16 protein-coding genes are annotated in these 17,250 nt (G+C 73.3%); 7 read left to right on the top strand and 9 right to left on the bottom strand.

The features are described 5' to 3' along the window. The first annotated feature begins 407 nt into the window (after window positions 1-407). Complete coding sequence (locus ABZ920_RS19650; protein WP_361506202.1) at window positions 408-2,408, top strand: endonuclease; 2,001 nt, start codon at window positions 408-410, stop codon at window positions 2,406-2,408. 336 nt (window positions 2,409-2,744) lie between these two features. On the opposite strand, the gene ABZ920_RS19655 is transcribed toward ABZ920_RS19650, so the two are convergent. Beyond that, complete coding sequence (locus ABZ920_RS19655; protein WP_361506204.1) at window positions 2,745-3,491, bottom strand: helix-turn-helix domain-containing protein; 747 nt, start codon at window positions 3,489-3,491, stop codon at window positions 2,745-2,747. An 88-nt stretch (window positions 3,492-3,579) separates the two neighbouring features. Between ABZ920_RS19655 and ABZ920_RS19660 the strand changes: the two genes are divergently transcribed. From ABZ920_RS19660 to ABZ920_RS19675, 4 genes are all read left to right on the top strand, one after another. Continuing rightward, on the top strand, window positions 3,580-4,788 hold the full coding sequence (locus ABZ920_RS19660; protein ID WP_361506207.1) for a pyridoxal phosphate-dependent aminotransferase: 1,209 nt from the start codon (window positions 3,580-3,582) through the stop codon (window positions 4,786-4,788). Between the two features lie 152 nt (window positions 4,789-4,940). Beyond that, a complete protein-coding gene (locus tag ABZ920_RS19665; RefSeq protein WP_361506210.1) occupies window positions 4,941-5,546 on the top strand; it encodes a histidine phosphatase family protein in 606 nt (201 codons plus the stop codon). A 199-nt stretch (window positions 5,547-5,745) separates the two neighbouring features. Then, window positions 5,746-6,381, top strand: coding sequence for a hypothetical protein (locus ABZ920_RS19670; protein ID WP_361506213.1), 636 nt, complete (start codon window positions 5,746-5,748; stop codon window positions 6,379-6,381). Between the two features lie 64 nt (window positions 6,382-6,445). Continuing rightward, window positions 6,446-6,868 (top strand): acyl-CoA thioesterase, encoded by a 423-nt coding sequence (locus tag ABZ920_RS19675; protein WP_361506216.1) that lies wholly within the window; start codon window positions 6,446-6,448, stop codon window positions 6,866-6,868. 129 nt (window positions 6,869-6,997) lie between these two features. On the opposite strand, the gene ABZ920_RS19680 is transcribed toward ABZ920_RS19675, so the two are convergent. The 6 genes from ABZ920_RS19680 to ABZ920_RS19705 all read right to left on the bottom strand — a co-directional run bounded on the left by ABZ920_RS19680 (window position 6,998) and on the right by ABZ920_RS19705 (window position 11,175). Beyond that, window positions 6,998-8,374: an 8-oxoguanine deaminase gene (locus tag ABZ920_RS19680; RefSeq protein ID WP_361506219.1), complete on the bottom strand. Its 1,377-nt coding sequence runs from the start codon at window positions 8,372-8,374 to the stop codon at window positions 6,998-7,000. Between the two features lie 135 nt (window positions 8,375-8,509). Next, the gene (gene pucL, locus ABZ920_RS19685) at window positions 8,510-9,457 is read right to left on the bottom strand and encodes a factor-independent urate hydroxylase (protein WP_361506222.1); all 948 of its coding nucleotides are present in this window, start codon (window positions 9,455-9,457) and stop codon (window positions 8,510-8,512) included. Window positions 9,458-9,463: 6 nt separating this feature from the next. Then, the gene (gene uraH / locus ABZ920_RS19690) at window positions 9,464-9,871 is read right to left on the bottom strand and encodes a hydroxyisourate hydrolase (protein ID WP_361506225.1); all 408 of its coding nucleotides are present in this window, start codon (window positions 9,869-9,871) and stop codon (window positions 9,464-9,466) included. Continuing rightward, window positions 9,868-10,383, bottom strand: a complete 516-nt coding sequence (gene uraD, locus ABZ920_RS19695) for a 2-oxo-4-hydroxy-4-carboxy-5-ureidoimidazoline decarboxylase (protein WP_361506228.1) — start codon at window positions 10,381-10,383, stop codon at window positions 9,868-9,870. Before uraD ends, uraH begins: the two co-directional genes overlap by 4 nt. A gap of 181 nt (window positions 10,384-10,564) precedes the next feature. Next, window positions 10,565-10,930: a helix-turn-helix domain-containing protein gene (locus tag ABZ920_RS19700; protein ID WP_361506230.1), complete on the bottom strand. Its 366-nt coding sequence runs from the start codon at window positions 10,928-10,930 to the stop codon at window positions 10,565-10,567. Continuing rightward, the gene (locus ABZ920_RS19705; RefSeq protein ID WP_361506233.1) at window positions 10,927-11,175 is read right to left on the bottom strand and encodes a hypothetical protein; all 249 of its coding nucleotides are present in this window, start codon (window positions 11,173-11,175) and stop codon (window positions 10,927-10,929) included. Before ABZ920_RS19705 ends, ABZ920_RS19700 begins: the two co-directional genes overlap by 4 nt. Before the next feature lie 534 nt (window positions 11,176-11,709). Between ABZ920_RS19705 and ABZ920_RS19710 the strand changes: the two genes are divergently transcribed. After that, complete coding sequence (locus ABZ920_RS19710; RefSeq protein WP_361506236.1) at window positions 11,710-11,946, top strand: hypothetical protein; 237 nt, start codon at window positions 11,710-11,712, stop codon at window positions 11,944-11,946. Between the two features lie 592 nt (window positions 11,947-12,538). Here the strand turns inward: ABZ920_RS19710 and ABZ920_RS19715 are convergent. Together ABZ920_RS19715 and ABZ920_RS19720 are read right to left on the bottom strand one after the other, a co-directional pair. Further along, the gene (locus ABZ920_RS19715) at window positions 12,539-14,146 is read right to left on the bottom strand and encodes an AMP-binding protein (protein ID WP_361506239.1); all 1,608 of its coding nucleotides are present in this window, start codon (window positions 14,144-14,146) and stop codon (window positions 12,539-12,541) included. Further along, window positions 14,143-15,816: an AMP-binding protein gene (locus tag ABZ920_RS19720; protein ID WP_361506242.1), complete on the bottom strand. Its 1,674-nt coding sequence runs from the start codon at window positions 15,814-15,816 to the stop codon at window positions 14,143-14,145. Before ABZ920_RS19720 ends, ABZ920_RS19715 begins: the two co-directional genes overlap by 4 nt. 277 nt (window positions 15,817-16,093) lie before the next feature. Here ABZ920_RS19720 and ABZ920_RS19725 point away from each other — a divergent pair, with 277 nt between their 5' ends. Continuing rightward, a complete protein-coding gene (locus ABZ920_RS19725) occupies window positions 16,094-16,927 on the top strand; it encodes a helix-turn-helix transcriptional regulator (protein ID WP_361506245.1) in 834 nt (277 codons plus the stop codon). Window positions 16,928-17,250: the final 323 nt, after the last annotated feature.

A 17,250-nucleotide genomic window follows, 5' to 3' on the forward strand; every position in this document is an offset into this window, starting at 1 on the left:
CCCGAGATGTAGGCGAACGCCGTTCGTCCTCGGACACGGGAGCTCGCCTGTCGGCGGGCGGACGGGGATGCGGCCGGCAACGCCGCATCCGGGGTCGGCACCGGCCACCGCTCGGGACCGGAGCAGGCCCACCTCAGCCGCTCCGCCCCTCCTGAACGACTCCCACGACTCGTCCGGCACAGACGCGCAACGCTCCTCACGACCACCCGCAGCCCACCCGGGCCGCTCGACGAAACGTCCCGCACGGACCTCGACGCGGCGCACATCCGAGGTGGGAACCACGGACGCGAACCCCGTGTGCGTGCTGATTGAAGGGGAGACGTTTGGATCCAATACCGGGCGCCTCGAGAAGAAATCCGGCGAGCCCGATGCACACAATGGAAGGGAGCAGACGAAGGGAAACGGTCATGGTCACCGCAGAACACGGGTCCCGGGTGGAGACAGACTATCTGACTCAACTGGCCCAGGCTGAGAGGCGGTTCGATGAACGGACCGCCAAGCGGGAGGAAACCCGCCGGACCATCGAGCACCGGGGCGTGCTGTACGCCGACGACCCCGAACGGGTCACGAAGCGGCTGGCGCGCCTGAACGCGGACTGGTCACTTGCCCGGTCGATCGAGCGGACGGAGACGGAACCCCGGACGACGACGGGCAGCACGCTGCCGCTGGCTCCGGACAGTTTCGGCGCCGATGTACTCGGCCTGGAACGCCTGATGGGCCGTAACGATCTGACCGGCGTGGCCTTTCTGGAGGGAGGGCACCTGGCAGCACGGTCGATCGGCCGGGTGACGGTCAGCGGGCCAGACGGCGGGCATCACGGCACCGGCTTCATGGTGTCCTCGTCGTTGTTGATGACCAACCATCACGTTCTGCGGAGTCCGGAGGAAGCCGCACGTGCCGTGATCGAATTCAACTTCCAGGCGGGTCTGGACGGGCGCCCGCTGAACCCGGTGGTCTTCAGGCTCGAGCCCCAGGAGTTCTTCGCGACCGACCGCGACCTGGATTTCAGTGTCGTCGCCGTGGCCGAGCACAACCAGCAGAACGAACGGCTCTCCGATTTCCACTGGCTGCCCTTGGACGGGGCGGAGGGGAAAGCTGTTCTCGGAGAATTCGTCAACATCATTCAGCACCCCGACGGCGAGCCCAAGCAGCTCGCCCTGCGGGAGAACCAGATCGTCGATGTGCTGGACAGGTTCGTCCACTACATCACCGACACCGCGCCCGGCTCCTCGGGCTCTCCGGTCTTCAACGACCAGTGGGAGGTCGTCGCGCTGCACCACTCGGCCGTGCCGAAGACCGACGGTGAGGGCCGTCTTCTCGCCGTCGACGGGTCGCTCTGGCGGCCGGAGATGGGTGAGCACCGGCTGGCGTGGAAGGCCAACGAAGGGGTGCGCATCAGCGGCGTGCTGGAGATGCTGAGCCGGCTCGCCCTGACGGGGACGGCGGCCCGGTTGCGGGACGAGCTCTTCCGGCCCCCGGGTACGTCGCGGACCGGCGGGGGCCTGCCGCCGGAACCGGCGGACGCGGTCTCCGCTGTCGACGACGCCGCGGAACGTGACCTGAACGCGGCCCTGCTCAACCTGCGGCTGGGCGACGAGCGCGTCTACTACGACCGGTCCGCGGACGCTGCCGCGCAGGCGGCCTACTACACGGGCATCGACGCCGGAGCGGGCGGCCCCGCCCTGCGTGAGGCGCTGACCGGACTGCTGGAGGAGACCCACGAACGCCGCCCCTCCTACAAGCCGGCGCGGATGGTCTACCCGTGGGTCGACCTGCACCCCGACCGCCGCCTGCGCAGCGTCTACTCGGGCAAGTCCTTCAGCGCGGAGGAGTTCATCCGCGCTGACATCGCCACCGAGGCGGCCCGGCTGCGGGGCCTGCAAGAGTTCCTGTTGCATGAGAGCGCGGCGGGCCCGGCCGAACTCGCCGCGGAGCTCGATGTCCTGGAGGCTTCGCTGCCGTTCAACTGCGAGCACGTCGTTCCCCAGTCCTGGTTCGCCAAGCGGGAGCCCATGCGCGGTGACCTGCACCATCTGTTCGCCTGTGAGGTCGCGTGCAACAGCTTCCGCGGCAACATCCCGTACATGGACTTCCCCGACTTCGACGAGGTCGTCCGGGAGGACTGTGGCCTGCGCGAACGCGGCGGATTCGAACCCGGTCACAGCAAGGGGGCCGTCGCCAGGGCCACCCTGTACTTCCTGCTGCGCTACCCGAAGCTCGTCGGTGACACGGGGGAGTTCACGGAGAACAGGCTGCCCCTGCTGTTGAACTGGCACCGGCGTGAGCCGGTGAGCGAGCACGAGCTGCACCGCAACGCGGCCATCGCGGAGATACAGGGGAACCGCAACCCCCTGATAGATCACCCCGAGTGGGCGTCTGCCATCGACTTCTCCGGCGTCTGGGCCTGAACGGTACTTGGACAGAAGCGTCCATTGCAGCCGCCCTCACCGGTGGCCTTCTCCGGGTACGCCTCGGCCGGTTCCCTTCGCCGGCCGGCCGGAAGCGTCGCCTCTGCCCCCGGTGACGACCACTTCGCCACGATGCGCAGCAAGGACCTCGCCCCGTACGCCAAGGCCCCGCGGTGCAGGAGCCGGCCGGCCGGGTGCGCGAGGCCGCCGCGGCCAAGGCCTGGGACGCAAGGCGCGTCCGGACGAGCTGTCGAGGCACCCCGGAGGCGGCACCGGCCAAGACGGGCCATCCCAGCCGAACGTGCCGAACCATTCGAACGTCGCGTCAGGAGGCCATCACTCCGACCGGTGGCCCGCAGCCACTTCGGGTAGACGTCCAGTCCGCTCCGGCGCGTCCTTCGCCGTCCTGGGCGCCGCGGACAGCGCTTTCCCGGCCTCCCGCAGGGTCTTCGCGAGGGTGCTGTCGCCGGTCACTAGGGCGTGGCCGGTGCGTATCGCCTCCGGCAGGCTCAGCTCTCCGCGGGCGAGGGCCGCGCAAGCGGTGGAGTCCAGGAGCAGCCGGGCGTCGGGCTCGGTCGGCGCGGGGCCGTCCGTGTAGACGGGTTCGCCGCCGCGCCCGAGGCGGAGGGAGAACCGGCCCTCGTCCAGGGACACTTCGACGATCCCCTCCCCCGCCACCGCCCCCTCGTCCCGAAGCGCTCGCAGGGCCCGCAGCAGTGGCAGTGCGAACCAGTGCGCGCGTACCGCGTCGGTGGGCCGCCGCTCCCCGAGGGCGGCCTGCCCCCACTCGCCGAGGGCCTGCAACACCGGCAGCAACTGCCGCCCCCGCGAGGTGAGTTCGTACACGTAGGCCGCGCCAGGGGGTGGCAGCCTGCGCCTGGTCGTCACCCCGTCGCGCTCCATGTCCTTCAGCCGGGAGGCCAGGACGTCCGTGCTCACCCCCGGCAGGTCGGCGTGCAGGTCCGTGTAGCGGCGCGGGCCGGCGAGGAGTTCGCGGACGATCAGCAGGGTCCAGCGGTCGCCGACGACGTCGAGCGCGCGGGCCGCGGAGCAGAACTGGTCGTAGCTTCGGCGAGGTGACATGCGACGCAGTCTAGACGGGTTGTTGGACTTTCCAAGCTCTCACTTGGTAAAACCAAGCAACACCGTATGGCGGAGGGGAAGCGGCGCAATGGAGTTCCGGCAGTCGAGCAAGCTCAGCGAGGTCTGTTACGAGATCCGCGGCCCGGTGATCGAGCACGCCGACGCGCTGGAGGAGGCGGGCCACAGCGTGCTCCGCCTCAACACCGGCAACCCGGCGCTCTTCGGCTTCGAGGCGCCCGAGGAGATCGTCCAGGACATGATCCGGATGCTGCCGCGGGCGCACGGCTACACCGACTCGCGCGGTGTCCTCTCCGCCCGCCGGGCAGTCGCCCAGCGCTACCAGAGCCTGGGCCTGGCGGTGGACGTCGACGACGTGTACCTGGGCAACGGCGTCTCCGAACTGGTGTCGATGGCGGTCCAGGCGCTGCTGGAGGACGGCGACGAAGTCCTCGTCCCCGCACCGGACTTCCCGTTGTGGACGGCGGTCACGACGCTCGCCGGCGGCACGGCGGTGCACTACCTGTGCGACGAGCAGGCCGAGTGGTACCCGGACCTGGACGACATGGCGTCGAAGATCACCGACCGCACCAGGGCCGTCGTGATCATCAACCCCAACAACCCGACCGGAGCGGTGTACCCGAAGGAGGTCCTGGAGGGCATCCTCGACCTCGCCCGCCGGCACGGCCTGATGGTGTTCGCCGACGAGATCTACGACCAGATCCTCTACGACGACGCGGTGCACCACTCGACCGCCGCGCTCGCCCCCGATCTGGTCGTCCTGACCTTCTGCGGTCTGTCGAAGACGTACCGCGTGGCCGGGTTCCGCTCCGGGTGGCTGGTGGTGACGGGCCCGAAGCAGCACGCGAAGGACTACCTGGAGGGCCTGACCATGCTGGCCTCCATGCGGCTGTGCGCCAACGCGCCCGCCCAGTACGCCATCCAGGCGGCGCTCGGCGGCCGCCAGTCCATTCACGACCTCACGGCCCCCGGTGGCCGGCTGCGGGAGCAGCGCGACCGGGCCTGGCAGAAGCTGAACGAGATCCCGGGCGTGACCTGCGTGAAGCCCAAGGGCGCGCTGTACGCCTTCCCCCGGCTCGACCCGAAGGTGCACCGGATCCACGACGACGAGAAGTTCGTCCTGGACCTGCTGCTGCGGGAGAAGATCCAGGTGGTGCAGGGCACCGGCTTCAACTGGCCGGCGCCCGACCACTTCCGGATCCTGACCCTGCCGCACGCCGACGTGCTGGACACGGCGATCAGCAGGATCGGGCGGTTCCTCGGCGGCTACCGGCAATAGGGAATGCGTACCGCCGGCACCCTGTTGGTGATCTTCGTAGGCGGTCCCCGCGGACCGCGGTCCCTCCGGGGGCGGCCGTCCGGCCGAGTCCTCCCGCGAGCCGCGGCGGGGATGTGACACCGTGCTCTTCGAGCACGCAGGAAGGGCGCGTCGTGGGTGATCTCTTTCTCGTCCGGCACGGGGAGACCGAGTGGTCCCGGTCCGGGCGGCACACCGGCTGGACGGACGTCCCGCTGACCGAGCGCGGCCGGCAGGAGGCGCGCCGGCTGGCGCCGATGATCCGCTCGCACCGGATCGGCGCCGCGTTCGTGAGCCCGCTGCAGCGGGCCCGGGAGACGGCCGAACTCATCGGCATCGAGGACGTCCGGCTCGACGCGGACCTGCGGGAGTGGGACTACGGCGGCTACGAGGGCATCACGACCGTCGAGATCCAGCGCACCCGGCCCGGCTGGTTCCTGTTCGACGACGGGGTCGCCCCGGGGCCGCCCGAGCACCCCGGGGAGAGCCCGGAGCAGGTCGGCGAGCGTGCCGACCGCGTGCTCGCCAAGGCGGACGCGGCGCTGTGCAACACCGAGGGCGCGGTGGTGCTGGTGGCGCACGGCCACTTCCTGCGGGTGCTCACCGCACGGTGGCTCGGTCTGCCGCCGGCGGCGGGGGCGCTCTTCCAGTTCGCCACGGGCACGGTGGGCCGGCTGGGCACGGAGCACGGACGGCCGGTGATCGCGGGCTGGAACATCCGGCCCGACGGTTCCGGCTGAGCGGCCGGGCCGACGACTCCGGCTGACGGGACGGCCGAGGGCTCTGGCTGTCGGGACGGCCGACGACTCCGGCTGACGGGACGACCTGAGGGTTCGAGCGGACGGGACGGGCCGTCGTCGCCGCCGGGGTGTCCGACCCGGGCCGTAGCCTGCTGGGGACCCACCGGACCGCCCGGGGGACCTCGGGGAGGAGTACGCCGTGACACGACCGCCGACCGCCGCGCAGCGCCGGGTCATCGACGCCGCCGACCCCGTGACCGGGCGGCTCAGGGGCACTGAGGCGCAGTTGGCGGCCCTGGTACAGCGGGGGCTCGCCTTCCGGCATCCCCGCCCGCCGCACGACCACTTCCTGACCCCGGCGGGGCACCGCGTCCGGGACAGCGAGCCCGAGGCGCCCGGGCCGGCGGTCCGGCCGGCGGCCGAGCCGGCCGCCGGAGTGTTCTCCGCCCGGGTCGGCGGCGAGACGGAGCCGACGCAGGACGGGCCCGCCCGCGGGCGCGAGGTGCACAGCGCCTGGCAGGGGCTCCTGGAGCTGCGCCGGATGTCCCACCCGGACGGCGCCACCGACCGGCCGTGCGGCTGGGAGCGGTCGCATCTGGTGCAGGCCGCGGCACTCGCCCTGGAGGCCGCCGGGCACCGCCCGGCCGGACCGGACGCCGACGGCTACCGGGTCCGGGCGACCCCGCAGCCGGAGGCGGTCGCCGTGTACGGGCCGGACAGCGCGGCACTGCGGGCGTGCGCGGCCACCCTGGAGGGCGCGGGCTGGCAGACCGGCGAGTACACCGAGCCCCGGACGAGGAAGCGCTATCTGCTGGCCTCGCCGCGACGGGTGTGACGGGTGCGGGGGACGTGCCAGGATCGTCGCGTCGAAGCCTCGGGGGCGAGGAGGAGGAGAAGCAGTGAGCGAGCCGTTTTCCGTGCGGGTGACCGTCCGCGGCTACGAGACCGACGTCCAGGGCCACCTGAACCAGGCGGTGTACCTCAACTACGCGGAACACGCCCGCTGGTCGCTGCTCCAGGCGGCCGGGATCAGCCAGCACCGCCTCGTCTCCCGGGGCGTGGGCCCGGTGGCGCTGGAGACGACGATCCGCTACCGGCGGGAGCTGCTCGCGGGCGACGAGGTCGACGTGACGTGCGCCTTCGACTGGAGCGGCGGGAAGACGTTCCGGATCGAGCAGACGATCCGGAAGACCGACGGCACGGTGGCGGCCGAGATCACGGCGGTCGGCGGCCTGCTGGACCTGAAGGCGCGGAGACTGGTCGCGGACCCGCGCGACCACTTCAAGGAACTGGCTGAGGACCCGGCCCTGTTCGGGCTGTGAGACGGTCCGGCGGGCACCGCGTCGGCCGCCCGGCGGGCCCGCCGGTCGCAGCACCGGTCCGCGGCGCACGGCGGGCACCGGCACGCCGTGCCGGGCCGTGCCGTCAACCGCCTCACGGGGGTGAGGCGTTCACCGCTCCGCCAGACGGGCCAGTCGCTGCGCCTCCGCCCGGGTGGAGCGGGCGATCGCGTCCTCGTCGGCGTGCAGCAGGCGGCCGTCCTCGACGATCTGGCGGCCGCCGACGAAGGAGGCGGTGACCGGCGCGGCCGCGCCCAGGACGAGCGCGGTCACCGGGTCGGCGATCGAGGAGTGGGCGAGGGTGCCGAGGTTCCACAGCACCAGGTCGGCCAGTTTGCCCGGCTCCAGCAAGCCGGTCTCGGCCGCCCGGCCCAGCACCTGCGCTCCGCCGTACGTGCCCAGGCGCAGCGCCTGCCGGGCGCCGAGGGCGGCCTCGCGGTGGGCGCCGAGGCGGTTGATCAGCAGGGCGTTGCGGAGCTCGGTGTGCAGTTCGCCGGCCTCGTTGGAGGCGGTGCCGTCGACGCCGAGGCCGACGGGCACGCCGGCGGCGAGCAGGTCGGGGACGCGGGCGATGCCGGCGGCGAGGCGGGCGTTGGAGGAGGGGCAGTGGGCGACGCCGGTCCGCGTGCGGGCGAAGGCGGCGATGTCGGAGTCGTTCATGTGGACGCAGTGCGCCATCCACACGTCCTCGCCGAGCCAGCCGGTGGACTCGAAGTAGTCGGTCGGGCCCATTCCGAACAGCTCGTGGCAGAACTGCTCCTCCTGCACCGTCTCCGAGCCGTGGGTGTGCAGCCGCACGCCCCTGCGGCGGGCGAGTTCGGCGCTCTGCTTGAGCAGGTCGGTGCTGACGGAGAACGGGGAGCAGGGGGCGACGGCCACCTGGGTCATGGCGTCGAAGGAGGCGTCGTGGTGCTCGTCGACGGCGGCCTCGGTCGCGGCCAGCGCGTCGTCCAGGCTCTCGACGGCGAAGTCCGGCGGCAGGCCCCCGTCCGACTCGCCGCGGTCCATGGAGCCGCGGGCGAGGGTGAGGCGCACGCCCATCTCGCGGGCGGCGCGGACGATGGCGCCGGACAGGTCGCCGGCGCCCCGCGGGAAGACGTAGTGGTGGTCCGTCGCGGTGGTGACGCCGCCCCGGGCCATCATCGCGAGTGACCCCTGGGCCGCCGCGTACACCATCGGCTCGTCGATGCGCGCCCACGTCGGATACAGGGCGACGAGCCAGTCGAACAGGTTGTGGTCGGTGGCCAGGCCCCGGGTGATCCACTGGTAGAAGTGGTGGTGGGTGTTGACCAGACCGGGGGTCAGCAGGTGGCCGGAGGCGTCGATGCGGCGGACGACGTTCTCCAGGTTCCCGGGCGCCCCGCCCGGGCCGAGCGTCTCGATGCGGTTGCCGGCGATGACCAGGTGTCCGCGGGCGTACTCGGTGTCGTGCGCGTCGACGGTCGCGATGGCACAGTTCTCGATGACGGTGCGCCGGGCTGCTGCCATGGTGCGTCCTTTGCGGCTGGTGGCGGGGGCACGGCGGGCCCCCGGGGGTTCGAGGGCCGCGGCCGGCGACGGTCCGGCGGCCGCGGGTGCCGAAGGAGGGCGGGCGCTCCCGGCGGGCCGGGGGCACCCGGTGCGTCACAGGTTGGTCAGGTCCGCCGGGATGCGCGCCTCGCAGCCGTCCCGCAGGACGGTGGCCTCGATCAGGCCGTAGGGGCGGTCGGCGGCGAAGTACACCTCATTGTCGTTCTCCAGCCCGAACGGCTCCAGGTCCACCAGGAAGTGGTGGTTGTTCGGGAGGGAGAAGCGGATCTCGTCCATCTCGCCGCGGTGCTCGATCACACGGGCGCCCATGCGGTACAGCGTCTGCTGGAGCGACAGGGAGTACGTCTCGGCGAAGGCCTGGAGGATGTGCGTCCTGACCTGCTCGTAGGAGGCGTCCCAGTCGGGCGTCCGCTGCTCGTCGCCGGTCCAGCCGAACCGCCAGCGGGCGCTGACGTCGGTGGCGAGGATGCGGTCGTGGGTCTCCCGCAGGGTCGTGTACCGGTCCTTGACGAAGCCCCGGAACTCGGAGTCGGTGGAGTTCAGCACCGTCAGGCCCTTGAGGCCGGAGACGACCTCCCACCGCTCGCCGTCGTGGGTGACCTGTGTCAGCCGGGTCTCCCGGCCCGCGCGGACGAAGGAGTGCCCGGCCCCGTCCGCGCCGCCGGCCCGGGAATCGGCGCAGGATGCGGCGATCCGCTCCCAGGCGTACTCCTCGATGCGGACGCGGGCCCGGTGGATGGCGTCCTGGGAGGTGACGAAGTGGCGGGCGAGGTGGATGGCGAACTGCTCGGCGGACTCGACGCCGTACTCCTTGGCGAACGCGAACACCGTGTTCTTGGTGGTGTCGGTGGGCAGGACGCCGGCGTTCGAGCCGGAGTAGTGGACCTCCTCCATGTCGCCGGAGAGGGCGACCGAGACGTTGAGGTCCTTGATGTGGTGGGTGGCGCCGTCCCGCGTGATCCTCACGACGCGGGTCTCGGCCTTGCCGTACTGGTTCTGCCCCAGGGTCGCGGGGCGGGCCGGGCGGGAGTGGTCTGCCATCGTGCGCTAGCTCCCTCGGTAGACGGAGTAGCCGAACGGGCTGAGCAGCAGCGGCACGTGGTAGTGCTCGCCCGGTACGACGGCGAAGGTGACCGTCACCTCCGGGAAGAACACGGGTCCCGCGCCGCCGTCCCGGTCGGCGGGGGCGTCCTGCCGCGCCTCGGCCTGCTTCCCCGCGGCTCCCTCGGAGTACGGCTCGACGGCGAAGTCGAGCCGTACGTGGGTCGTCCCCCGCGGCAGGGCCGGCAGGTCCCCGCACCGCCCGTCCGCGTCGGTCGCGGAGCCGCCGAGTTCCCGCCAGTCCGCCGCGCGCCCGCTGCGGGCGGCGAGCCGGACGGCGACGCCCGCAGCGGGGCGGCCGGCGCTGGTGTCCAGGACGTGCGTGGACACGGACGCCGTGGTGCCGGTGCTCATGCGGTTTCCTCCTCCACGAGTCGGGCGAGCCTGACGCGGTTGATCCTTCCCAGCTCGGTGCGGACGATCTCCCGCTCGCGCTCCGGCGGGTTGCCGAGCCGCTCCTCGGCCGCGTCCCGCAGCTGCTCGCCGGTCCTGCCGGTGGCGCAGATGAGGAACACGTGGCCGAACTTCTCCTGGTAGGCCCGGTTGAGCCGGAGCATCTCCGCCCTCAGCCGATCGGGCGCCCCGGCCATGCCCCGCTGTTCACGGGCCGAGGCCGGGTCGCCCGGCCGGGGGCGGCCGATCGGCGGGTGGCCGGCCAGCGCCTCCCGCAGGTCGGCGGCGGTCAGGCCGGCCACGGCGGCGTCGCTCGCGGCGTAGAGGTCCTCGCAGGCGGCGTACGGCCGGGCGGCGAGCAGCCGCTCACCCCACACCGCACAGGCGCACACCTCGTGCAGCGCCGCGCGGGCGGCGCGCTCGTCCAGCGCGTTGAAGCGGGCGAGTCCCGGCGGCGTGGAAGTGGACGTCACTGAGCCTCCGCGGCGGCCTGGTGCTGGACGGGCTGCGGACAGCTAACGCCCTGCGCGGCCGCCCGTCAACACTTTGTTGAAAACGGGTGACGGAGGGCCACCGCCCACCGGGGCGGTGGCCGCCGGGGCGACGGCCACCGGCCGGGGCCGAAGGGGCTGCTCAGGGGCGGCTCGGGGGCGGTCAGGTCTTCTCGCGGTTGAGGTAGTTGTAGACGGTGAAGCGGCTGACCCCGAGCGCGCCGGCGACGGTCTCCACACCGTGCCGCACCGAGAAGGCGCCGCGCGCCTCCAGCATCCGTACGACCTCCTGCTTGGCCTTGCGGTCCAGTTCGGCCAGCGGCCTGCCCTGCTTGCGCTCCATGGCGGCCAGGATGTGGTCGAGTGAGTCGGCCAGCTGCGGAAGGCGCACGGCGACGACGTCGACCCCCTCCCAGGAGAGGACGACGTCGTCCGGACCGGCCTCGTCCGGCGGCAGCATCCCGCCGCCGATCGCGTCGACCAGCGGCTTGACGGCCGCGATGAACGGCTCCTGCCCGGTGCCCGTCACGCGTTCTCCCCGACGACGTTGACCTGCAGCGAGACACGGGTGGCGCCGGCTTCGAGGGCCTTGCGCAGCACGACGTCCACGGCGGTGAGCACGGCGTCGGCACCACCCTCCGCCGTGTTGCCGAACGGGCCGACGTCCACCGCGTCCAGCTCGGCGGACTCGATGACCTCGCGGGCCACCAGCGCGTGCGCCGGCACCTCGTCGAGGTCGAAGGGCTCGGTCGTGAACTCCACTCTCAATCGCACGCGCTCAACCTAACCCGCCCCGCCGGCATCGGTACCGGTCGCGGCCCGGACGGCTGCCCGGCGCGCGTCCCGGCCCGGCGTGCGCATTCCGGCGCGCGTCCCGGCCCGGCATGCACAGGGTGCCCGCCCCGGCCCGGCATGCGCGGCCCGCGCGCGTCCCGGCCCGGCATGCGCATCCCGCCCCGTCCCGCCCGGCGTGCACGTCCGGCGCCCGCCCCGCCCGGCGTGCGCATCCCGCCCCGCCCCGGCCCGGCATGCGCACCCGGCGCCCGTCACGTCCGACGCGCGCATCCGGCCCCGCCCCGGCCCGGCGTGCACGCCCGGCGTGCGTCATGTCCGGCGTGCGCATCCGGCCCCGCCCCGGCCCGGCGTGCACGTCCGGCGCCCGTCACGTCCGACGCGCGCATCCGGTCCCGCCCCGGCCCGGCGTGCACGTCCGGCGCCCGTCACGTCCGACGCGCGCATCCGGCCCCGCCCCGGCCCGGCGTGCACGTCCGGCGTGCGCGTCCGTGCCGGCCGCAGCAGTCTGGGGGCATGGACAACCCCGCGAACCCACACCGCGTCGTGGTGCACCCGCCGGCTCTGGACGGCTCCCGCCGGGTCACCGAGGGCGACGTGACGCTGGGCGTCGCCTCCCACCTGGACGACGTCGTCGAGATCCTGCGCCTGGCCGGCCACGACCCGGTCGAGGTCGAGGAGGGCGGCCTCGTCGAGTGGCAGGGCGGCGGCCCGGACGACTGGCCGGGGCTGTCGGAGGACGAGGAGGTCTGAGGGCCGTACGCGCGGGGCGCACGGCTTCGTGCCGGGCGCCGTTGGGCGCCGCCGGGCGCGCCGGAGGCGTGAGGCGCTGCGGAGGCGGCGGCCGGACGCGCCTGGGGCGGTGGGTGCTCCGGAGGCGTGAGGCACGCCCGGGGTTCGGTGGACACTGCCGGACCCCGCGGCTCGCCCGGGTCGGGCGGCCGGCGGCCGGCGGAAGCTCAAATCAACCTCTGAACACGGTGCACGGGGCTTCAGCCGCAGCTGGGTGCGGGGAGAGTCTTCTTGCACGGGGGCCGCCGGCACGGGGGAGGCGGGCCCCGGGTACACGGGGGCAGCGCAGGGGCGGCCCGCCGGTTCACGGCGGACCGCCCCTCGCACGTGCCGGGGCCGCTCTCGCACGTGCCGGACCGCCCCTCGTGCGTGTCGGGGCGGTCCCGGCGAAGAGCACCGGGTCCCGGCCGGATCGGCGACTGCGCCGCCGCGCGGACGTTTCGTGCGCGTCGCCGCCGCACCGGCCCGGACGGTCCCCGCCCCCCGGTCACGGCGTCACGTCCGACGCGGAGACGCGGTGCGCCGGTGGGCCGGCGGTCGCCTCCCGTGCGGCCTACCCGCCGTACTTCGCCCGCAGTTCGACCTTGCGCACCTTGCCGGAAACCGTCATCGGGAAGGCGTCCAGCAGGTGCAGCCGGCTCGGGATCTTGTAGTGCGCCAGCTGCCCCTCGCAGAAGGCGCGCAGCTCCTCGATGGTGAGCGGGTCGGCCGGGTCGCGGGGGATGACGCAGGCGAGCACCTCCTCGCCGTACCGCTCGTGCGGCACGCCGACGACCTGCACGTCGCGGATCTTGGGGTGGCCGTAGAGGAACTCCTCGATCTCGCGCGGGTAGACGTTCTCGCCGCCCCGGATGATCATGTCCTTGATCCGGCCGACGATCTCGACGTAGCCGTCCTCGCGCATCACCGCGAGGTCCCCGGTGTGCATCCAGCGGCCGGGGTCGACGGCCTCCGCGGTCTTCTCCGGCTCGTTCCAGTAGCCCAGCATGACGCTGTACCCGCGGGTGCACAGCTCGCCCGCCGTGCCGCGCGGCTGCGTCACGCCGGTCGCCGGGTCGACGACCTTCACCTCGATGTGCGGCAGCGCCCGTCCCACCGTGGCGGTGCGGTGTTCGAGGTCGTCGTCCCGGCGGGTCTGGAGGGAGACCGGGGAGGTCTCGGTCATGCCGTAGCAGATGGAGACCTCCTCCATGTGCATCTCGGCGACCACCCGCTTCATCACCTCCACCGGGCACGGCGAGCCCGCCATGATGCCGGTGCGCAGGGAGGACAGGTCGTACTCCGCGAAGCCGGGCAGGTTGAGCTCCGCGATGAACATCGTCGGCACCCCGTACAGCGAGGTGCAGCGCTCCTGCTGCACGGCCGCGAGGGTGGCGCCCGGCTCGAAGGAGGGCGCCGGGATGACGATGCAGGCGCCGTGGGAGGTGGCGCCGAGGTTGCCCATCACCATGCCGAAGCAGTGGTAGAACGGCACCGGCAGGCACACCCGGTCCTGCTCGGTGTAGCCGACCGTACGGCCCACCCAGTAGCCGTTGTTGAGGATGTTGTGGTGGGAGAGGGTGGCACCCTTCGGGAAGCCGGTCGTGCCGGAGGTGTACTGGATGTTGACCGGGTCGTCGCAGCTGAGCTCGGCCGCGGCGAGGGCCAGTCGCTCGGCCGGCACGGCCGCCGCGCCGGCCGTCAGGTCGTCCCACGACGGGTCGCCGATGTAGACGGTGTGGCGCAGCTCGGGGCAGTTGCCGCGGATCTGCTCCACCAGGGCCCGGTAGTCGCTGCTCTTGTGGGCGAGGGAGGCGATCAGCACCGAGACGCCGGACTGCCTGAGGACGTACTCCAGTTCGTGCGCGCGGTAGGCCGGGTTGATGTTGACCATGATGACGCCGATGCGGGCGGTGGCGTACTGGACGAGCACCCACTCGGGGCAGTTGACGGCCCAGATGCCGACCCGGTCGCCCTTGGCGAGGCCCAGGGCGAGCAGCCCGCGCGCGACCTCGTCGACCGCCGCGCCGAACTCGGCGTACGTCCAGCGCCGTCCGGACTCCACGTCCACCAGCGCCTCCCGGTCGGGGAACGCGGCGACCGCCCGGTCGAGGTTGGCGCCGATGGTGTCGCCGAGCAGGGGCGTCCCGCTCGTCCCGTGGCTGTACGACGGCTCGCTCACCGGAAGTCCTCCTCGCGGTACTCCCCCGCCGGGCCGGCCGCCGTCGCCTCGCGCAGCTCGATGCGGCGGATCTTGCCGGAGACGGTCTTGGGCAGCTCGCCGAACTCCAGCCGGCGCAGGCGCTTGTACGGGGCGAGGACCTCGCGGGAGTGCTCGAAGAGCACCTTCGCGGTGTCGGCCCCCGGCTCCCAGCCCTCGGCCAGTACGACGTACGCCTTCGGCACGGCCAGGCGCAGTTCGTCCGGGGCGGGCACGACGGCCGCCTCCGCCACCGCCGGGTGCTCCAGCAGGGCGCTCTCCAGCTCGAAGGGGCTGATCTTGTAGTCGGAGGCCTTGAAGACGTCGTCGGCGCGGCCGATGTAGGTGATGTAGCCGTCCTCGTCGCGGGAGCCGATGTCGCCGGTGCGGTAGTAGCCGCCCGCCATCACCTCGGCCGTGCGGTCGGCGTCGCCGTGGTAGCCGGTCATCAGGCCGACGGGGCGCGCGGACAGGTCGAGCGCGATCTCGCCCTCGGAGACGCCCGGCGCTCCCGACACCGGGTCGAGCAGCTCGACGCGGTAGCCGGGGCTCGGCCGTCCCATGGAGCCGGTCTTGAGTGGCTGGCCGGGGCTGTTGGAGACCTGCACGGCGGTCTCGGTCTGCCCGAAGCCGTCGCGGATCGTCACGCCCCAGGAGCGGCGGACCTGCTCGATGACCTCGGGGTTCAGCGGCTCACCGGCGGCCAGCGCCTCGCGGGGCGGGGTGCGCAGCTGGGTGAGGTCGGCCTGGATGAGCATGCGCCACACGGTCGGCGGGGCGCAGAAGGTGGTGACGCCCGCGCGGTCCATCTCGGTCATCAGCCGGGCGGCGTCGAAGCGGGCGTAGTTGTGGATGAAGACGGTCGCCTCGGCGTTCCACGGGGCGAACAGGTTCGACCAGGCGTGCTTGGCCCAGCCCGGAGAGGAGATGTTGAGGTGCACGTCGCCGGGCTTGAGGCCGATCCAGTACAGGGTGGCCAGGTGCCCGATCGGGTACGAGGTGTGGGTGTGCTCGACCAGCTTGGGGCGGGCGGTGGTGCCCGAGGTGAAGTACAGCATCAGCGGGTCGTCGGCGAGGGTGGGGCCGTCCGGGAGGAACTCGGCGGAGGCGGCGTAGGCGTCCTCGTACGGCTCCCAGCCCTCCTCGGGCAGGCCGCCGACGGCGATGCGCGTGTACGTGCCGGGGACGTCGTCGAACTTGGCGGTGTCCTGCGCGCGCACGATCACGTGCTTGACGCGGCCCCGCTCGACCCGGTCGCGCAGGTCCGCGGGGCCCAGCAGCGGGGTGGCGGGGATGACGACGGCCCGCAGCTTCATCGCGGCCAGCGCCGTCTCCCACAGCTCGGCCTGGTTGCCGAGCATGACGAGGATGCGGTCCTCGGCGGCCACGCCGCGGGCACGGAGCCAGTTCGCGGCCCGGTCGGAGCGGTCGGCCATCTCGTCGAAGGACAGGCGGGTCTCGCTGCCGTCCTCCTCGACGATGTGCAGGGCGGTGCGGTCGTTGCCGCGGGCCACGGCGTCGAACCAGTCCAGCGCCCAGTTGAAGTGCTCCGGGCGCGGCCACTCGAAGCCCGCGTAGGCGGTGGCGTAGTCCTCGCGGTGTTCCAGCAGGAAGTCCCGTGCCCTGCGGAAGAGCTCCGTCGCGGTCGCCATCTGTCCTCCTTCTTCCTTCTCCGGCTTCTTCCTTCTCCGGCTTCTTCTCCGGCCACTTCTCCGTCGTCGCTCCGGCGTGCTCCGGCGGGTCCGGGCCGTCGCCGCGGTCGCGTTGCGACTCGTACTCCGGTGACCGGCACGACTCTGCGGCTCGCTGTTCCTCGGTGCAGGACCATTGCCGGGCGGCTCACTGCCATCGTGTAATCCGTGATGCAGGTCTCACTACCCCCGAACGGGGGTGTGGGCGGCGCAGGGGTCATGACGGAGGGGCCGGCAGGTGGCATCGGACGCGTCCGCAGCGGTGGAGATAAGGGGTGCGCTGCTGCGGCTGCGCGCCGCGACGGGGCTTCCGGTCGCCTTCGGCGGTCTGGTCGAGCCGGGCCGGCCGCAGGTCCGCATCAGCGAGCTGACCGGCACGACCACGTTCGCCCTCAGCGCGCTCGCGGTGACCTCCGGCAACGGTCTGGGCGGGAAGGCGGTGGCCCTCGCCCGGCCGTGCGCGGTGACGGACTACTCGTCCTCGCCGCGGATCAGCCACGAGTACGACGCCCCGGTCGCCGCGGAGGGGCTGCGCTCGGTCCTGGCGGTGCCGGTGGTGGTGCGGCGCCGGGTGCGCGGAGTGCTGTACGGGGCGCTGCGCACGGCCCACCCGCTGGGCGACCGGGTCCTGGCCGCGGCCGTGGAGGCGGCGCGGGACGTCGAGCAGGCGCTGGTGGTGCGGGAGGAGGCGCGGGGGCTGCTCGCGGCGGTGCGGCCGGGCCCCGCGCGGGAAGCGGCGGCCGGTGCGGCGTGGGAGCAGGTGCGTGAGGCGCACGCGGCGCTGCGCTCGCTGGCACCCCGTATCGCGGACCCGGCGCTGCGGGCCGAACTCCTCGACGCGTGCGGGCTGCTGACCGCGGCGGCGCCGGTGCAGGGGGTGTGCCTGGCGCCTCGGGAGGTGGACGTGCTGGCGTGCGTGGCGGCCGGCGCGACGAACGCGGCGGCCGCGGCCCGTCTGGGGTTGAGCCCGGAGACGGTCAAGGGCTACCTGCGCTCGGCCATGCGGAGGCTGGGCGCGCACACTCGCGGGGAGGCGGTGGCGGCGGCGCGCAGAGCGGGACTGCTGCCGTGAGGGCGGGGCGCTGCCGGGAGGGGTGAACGGGCGCGGCGCGGGGCCTGTGGAGGAACCGTCCGTCTGGGGGCCGCCCCTCGGGTCGTCGCCGTCGCGGCGGGCGGGCTTCGCGGAGGTGGCGCCCTGTCGATGCTGAGGCGCTGCCCGAGGTGACGCTCTGTCGTGCAGGGCGTGGCGGGTCGTCGGGCTTACGGCCGGGAGCGGATCGCCGGCCTGGCGGTGCGTGGGCGGATCGCCGGCCTGGCGGTGCGTGGGCGGATCGCCGGCCTGGCGGTGCGTGGGCGGATCGCCGGCCTGGCGGTGCGTGGGCGGATCGCCGGCCT

The organism is Streptomyces sp. NPDC046831 (assembly GCF_040645305.1).
GTDB lineage: Bacteria > Actinomycetota > Actinomycetes > Streptomycetales > Streptomycetaceae > Streptomyces.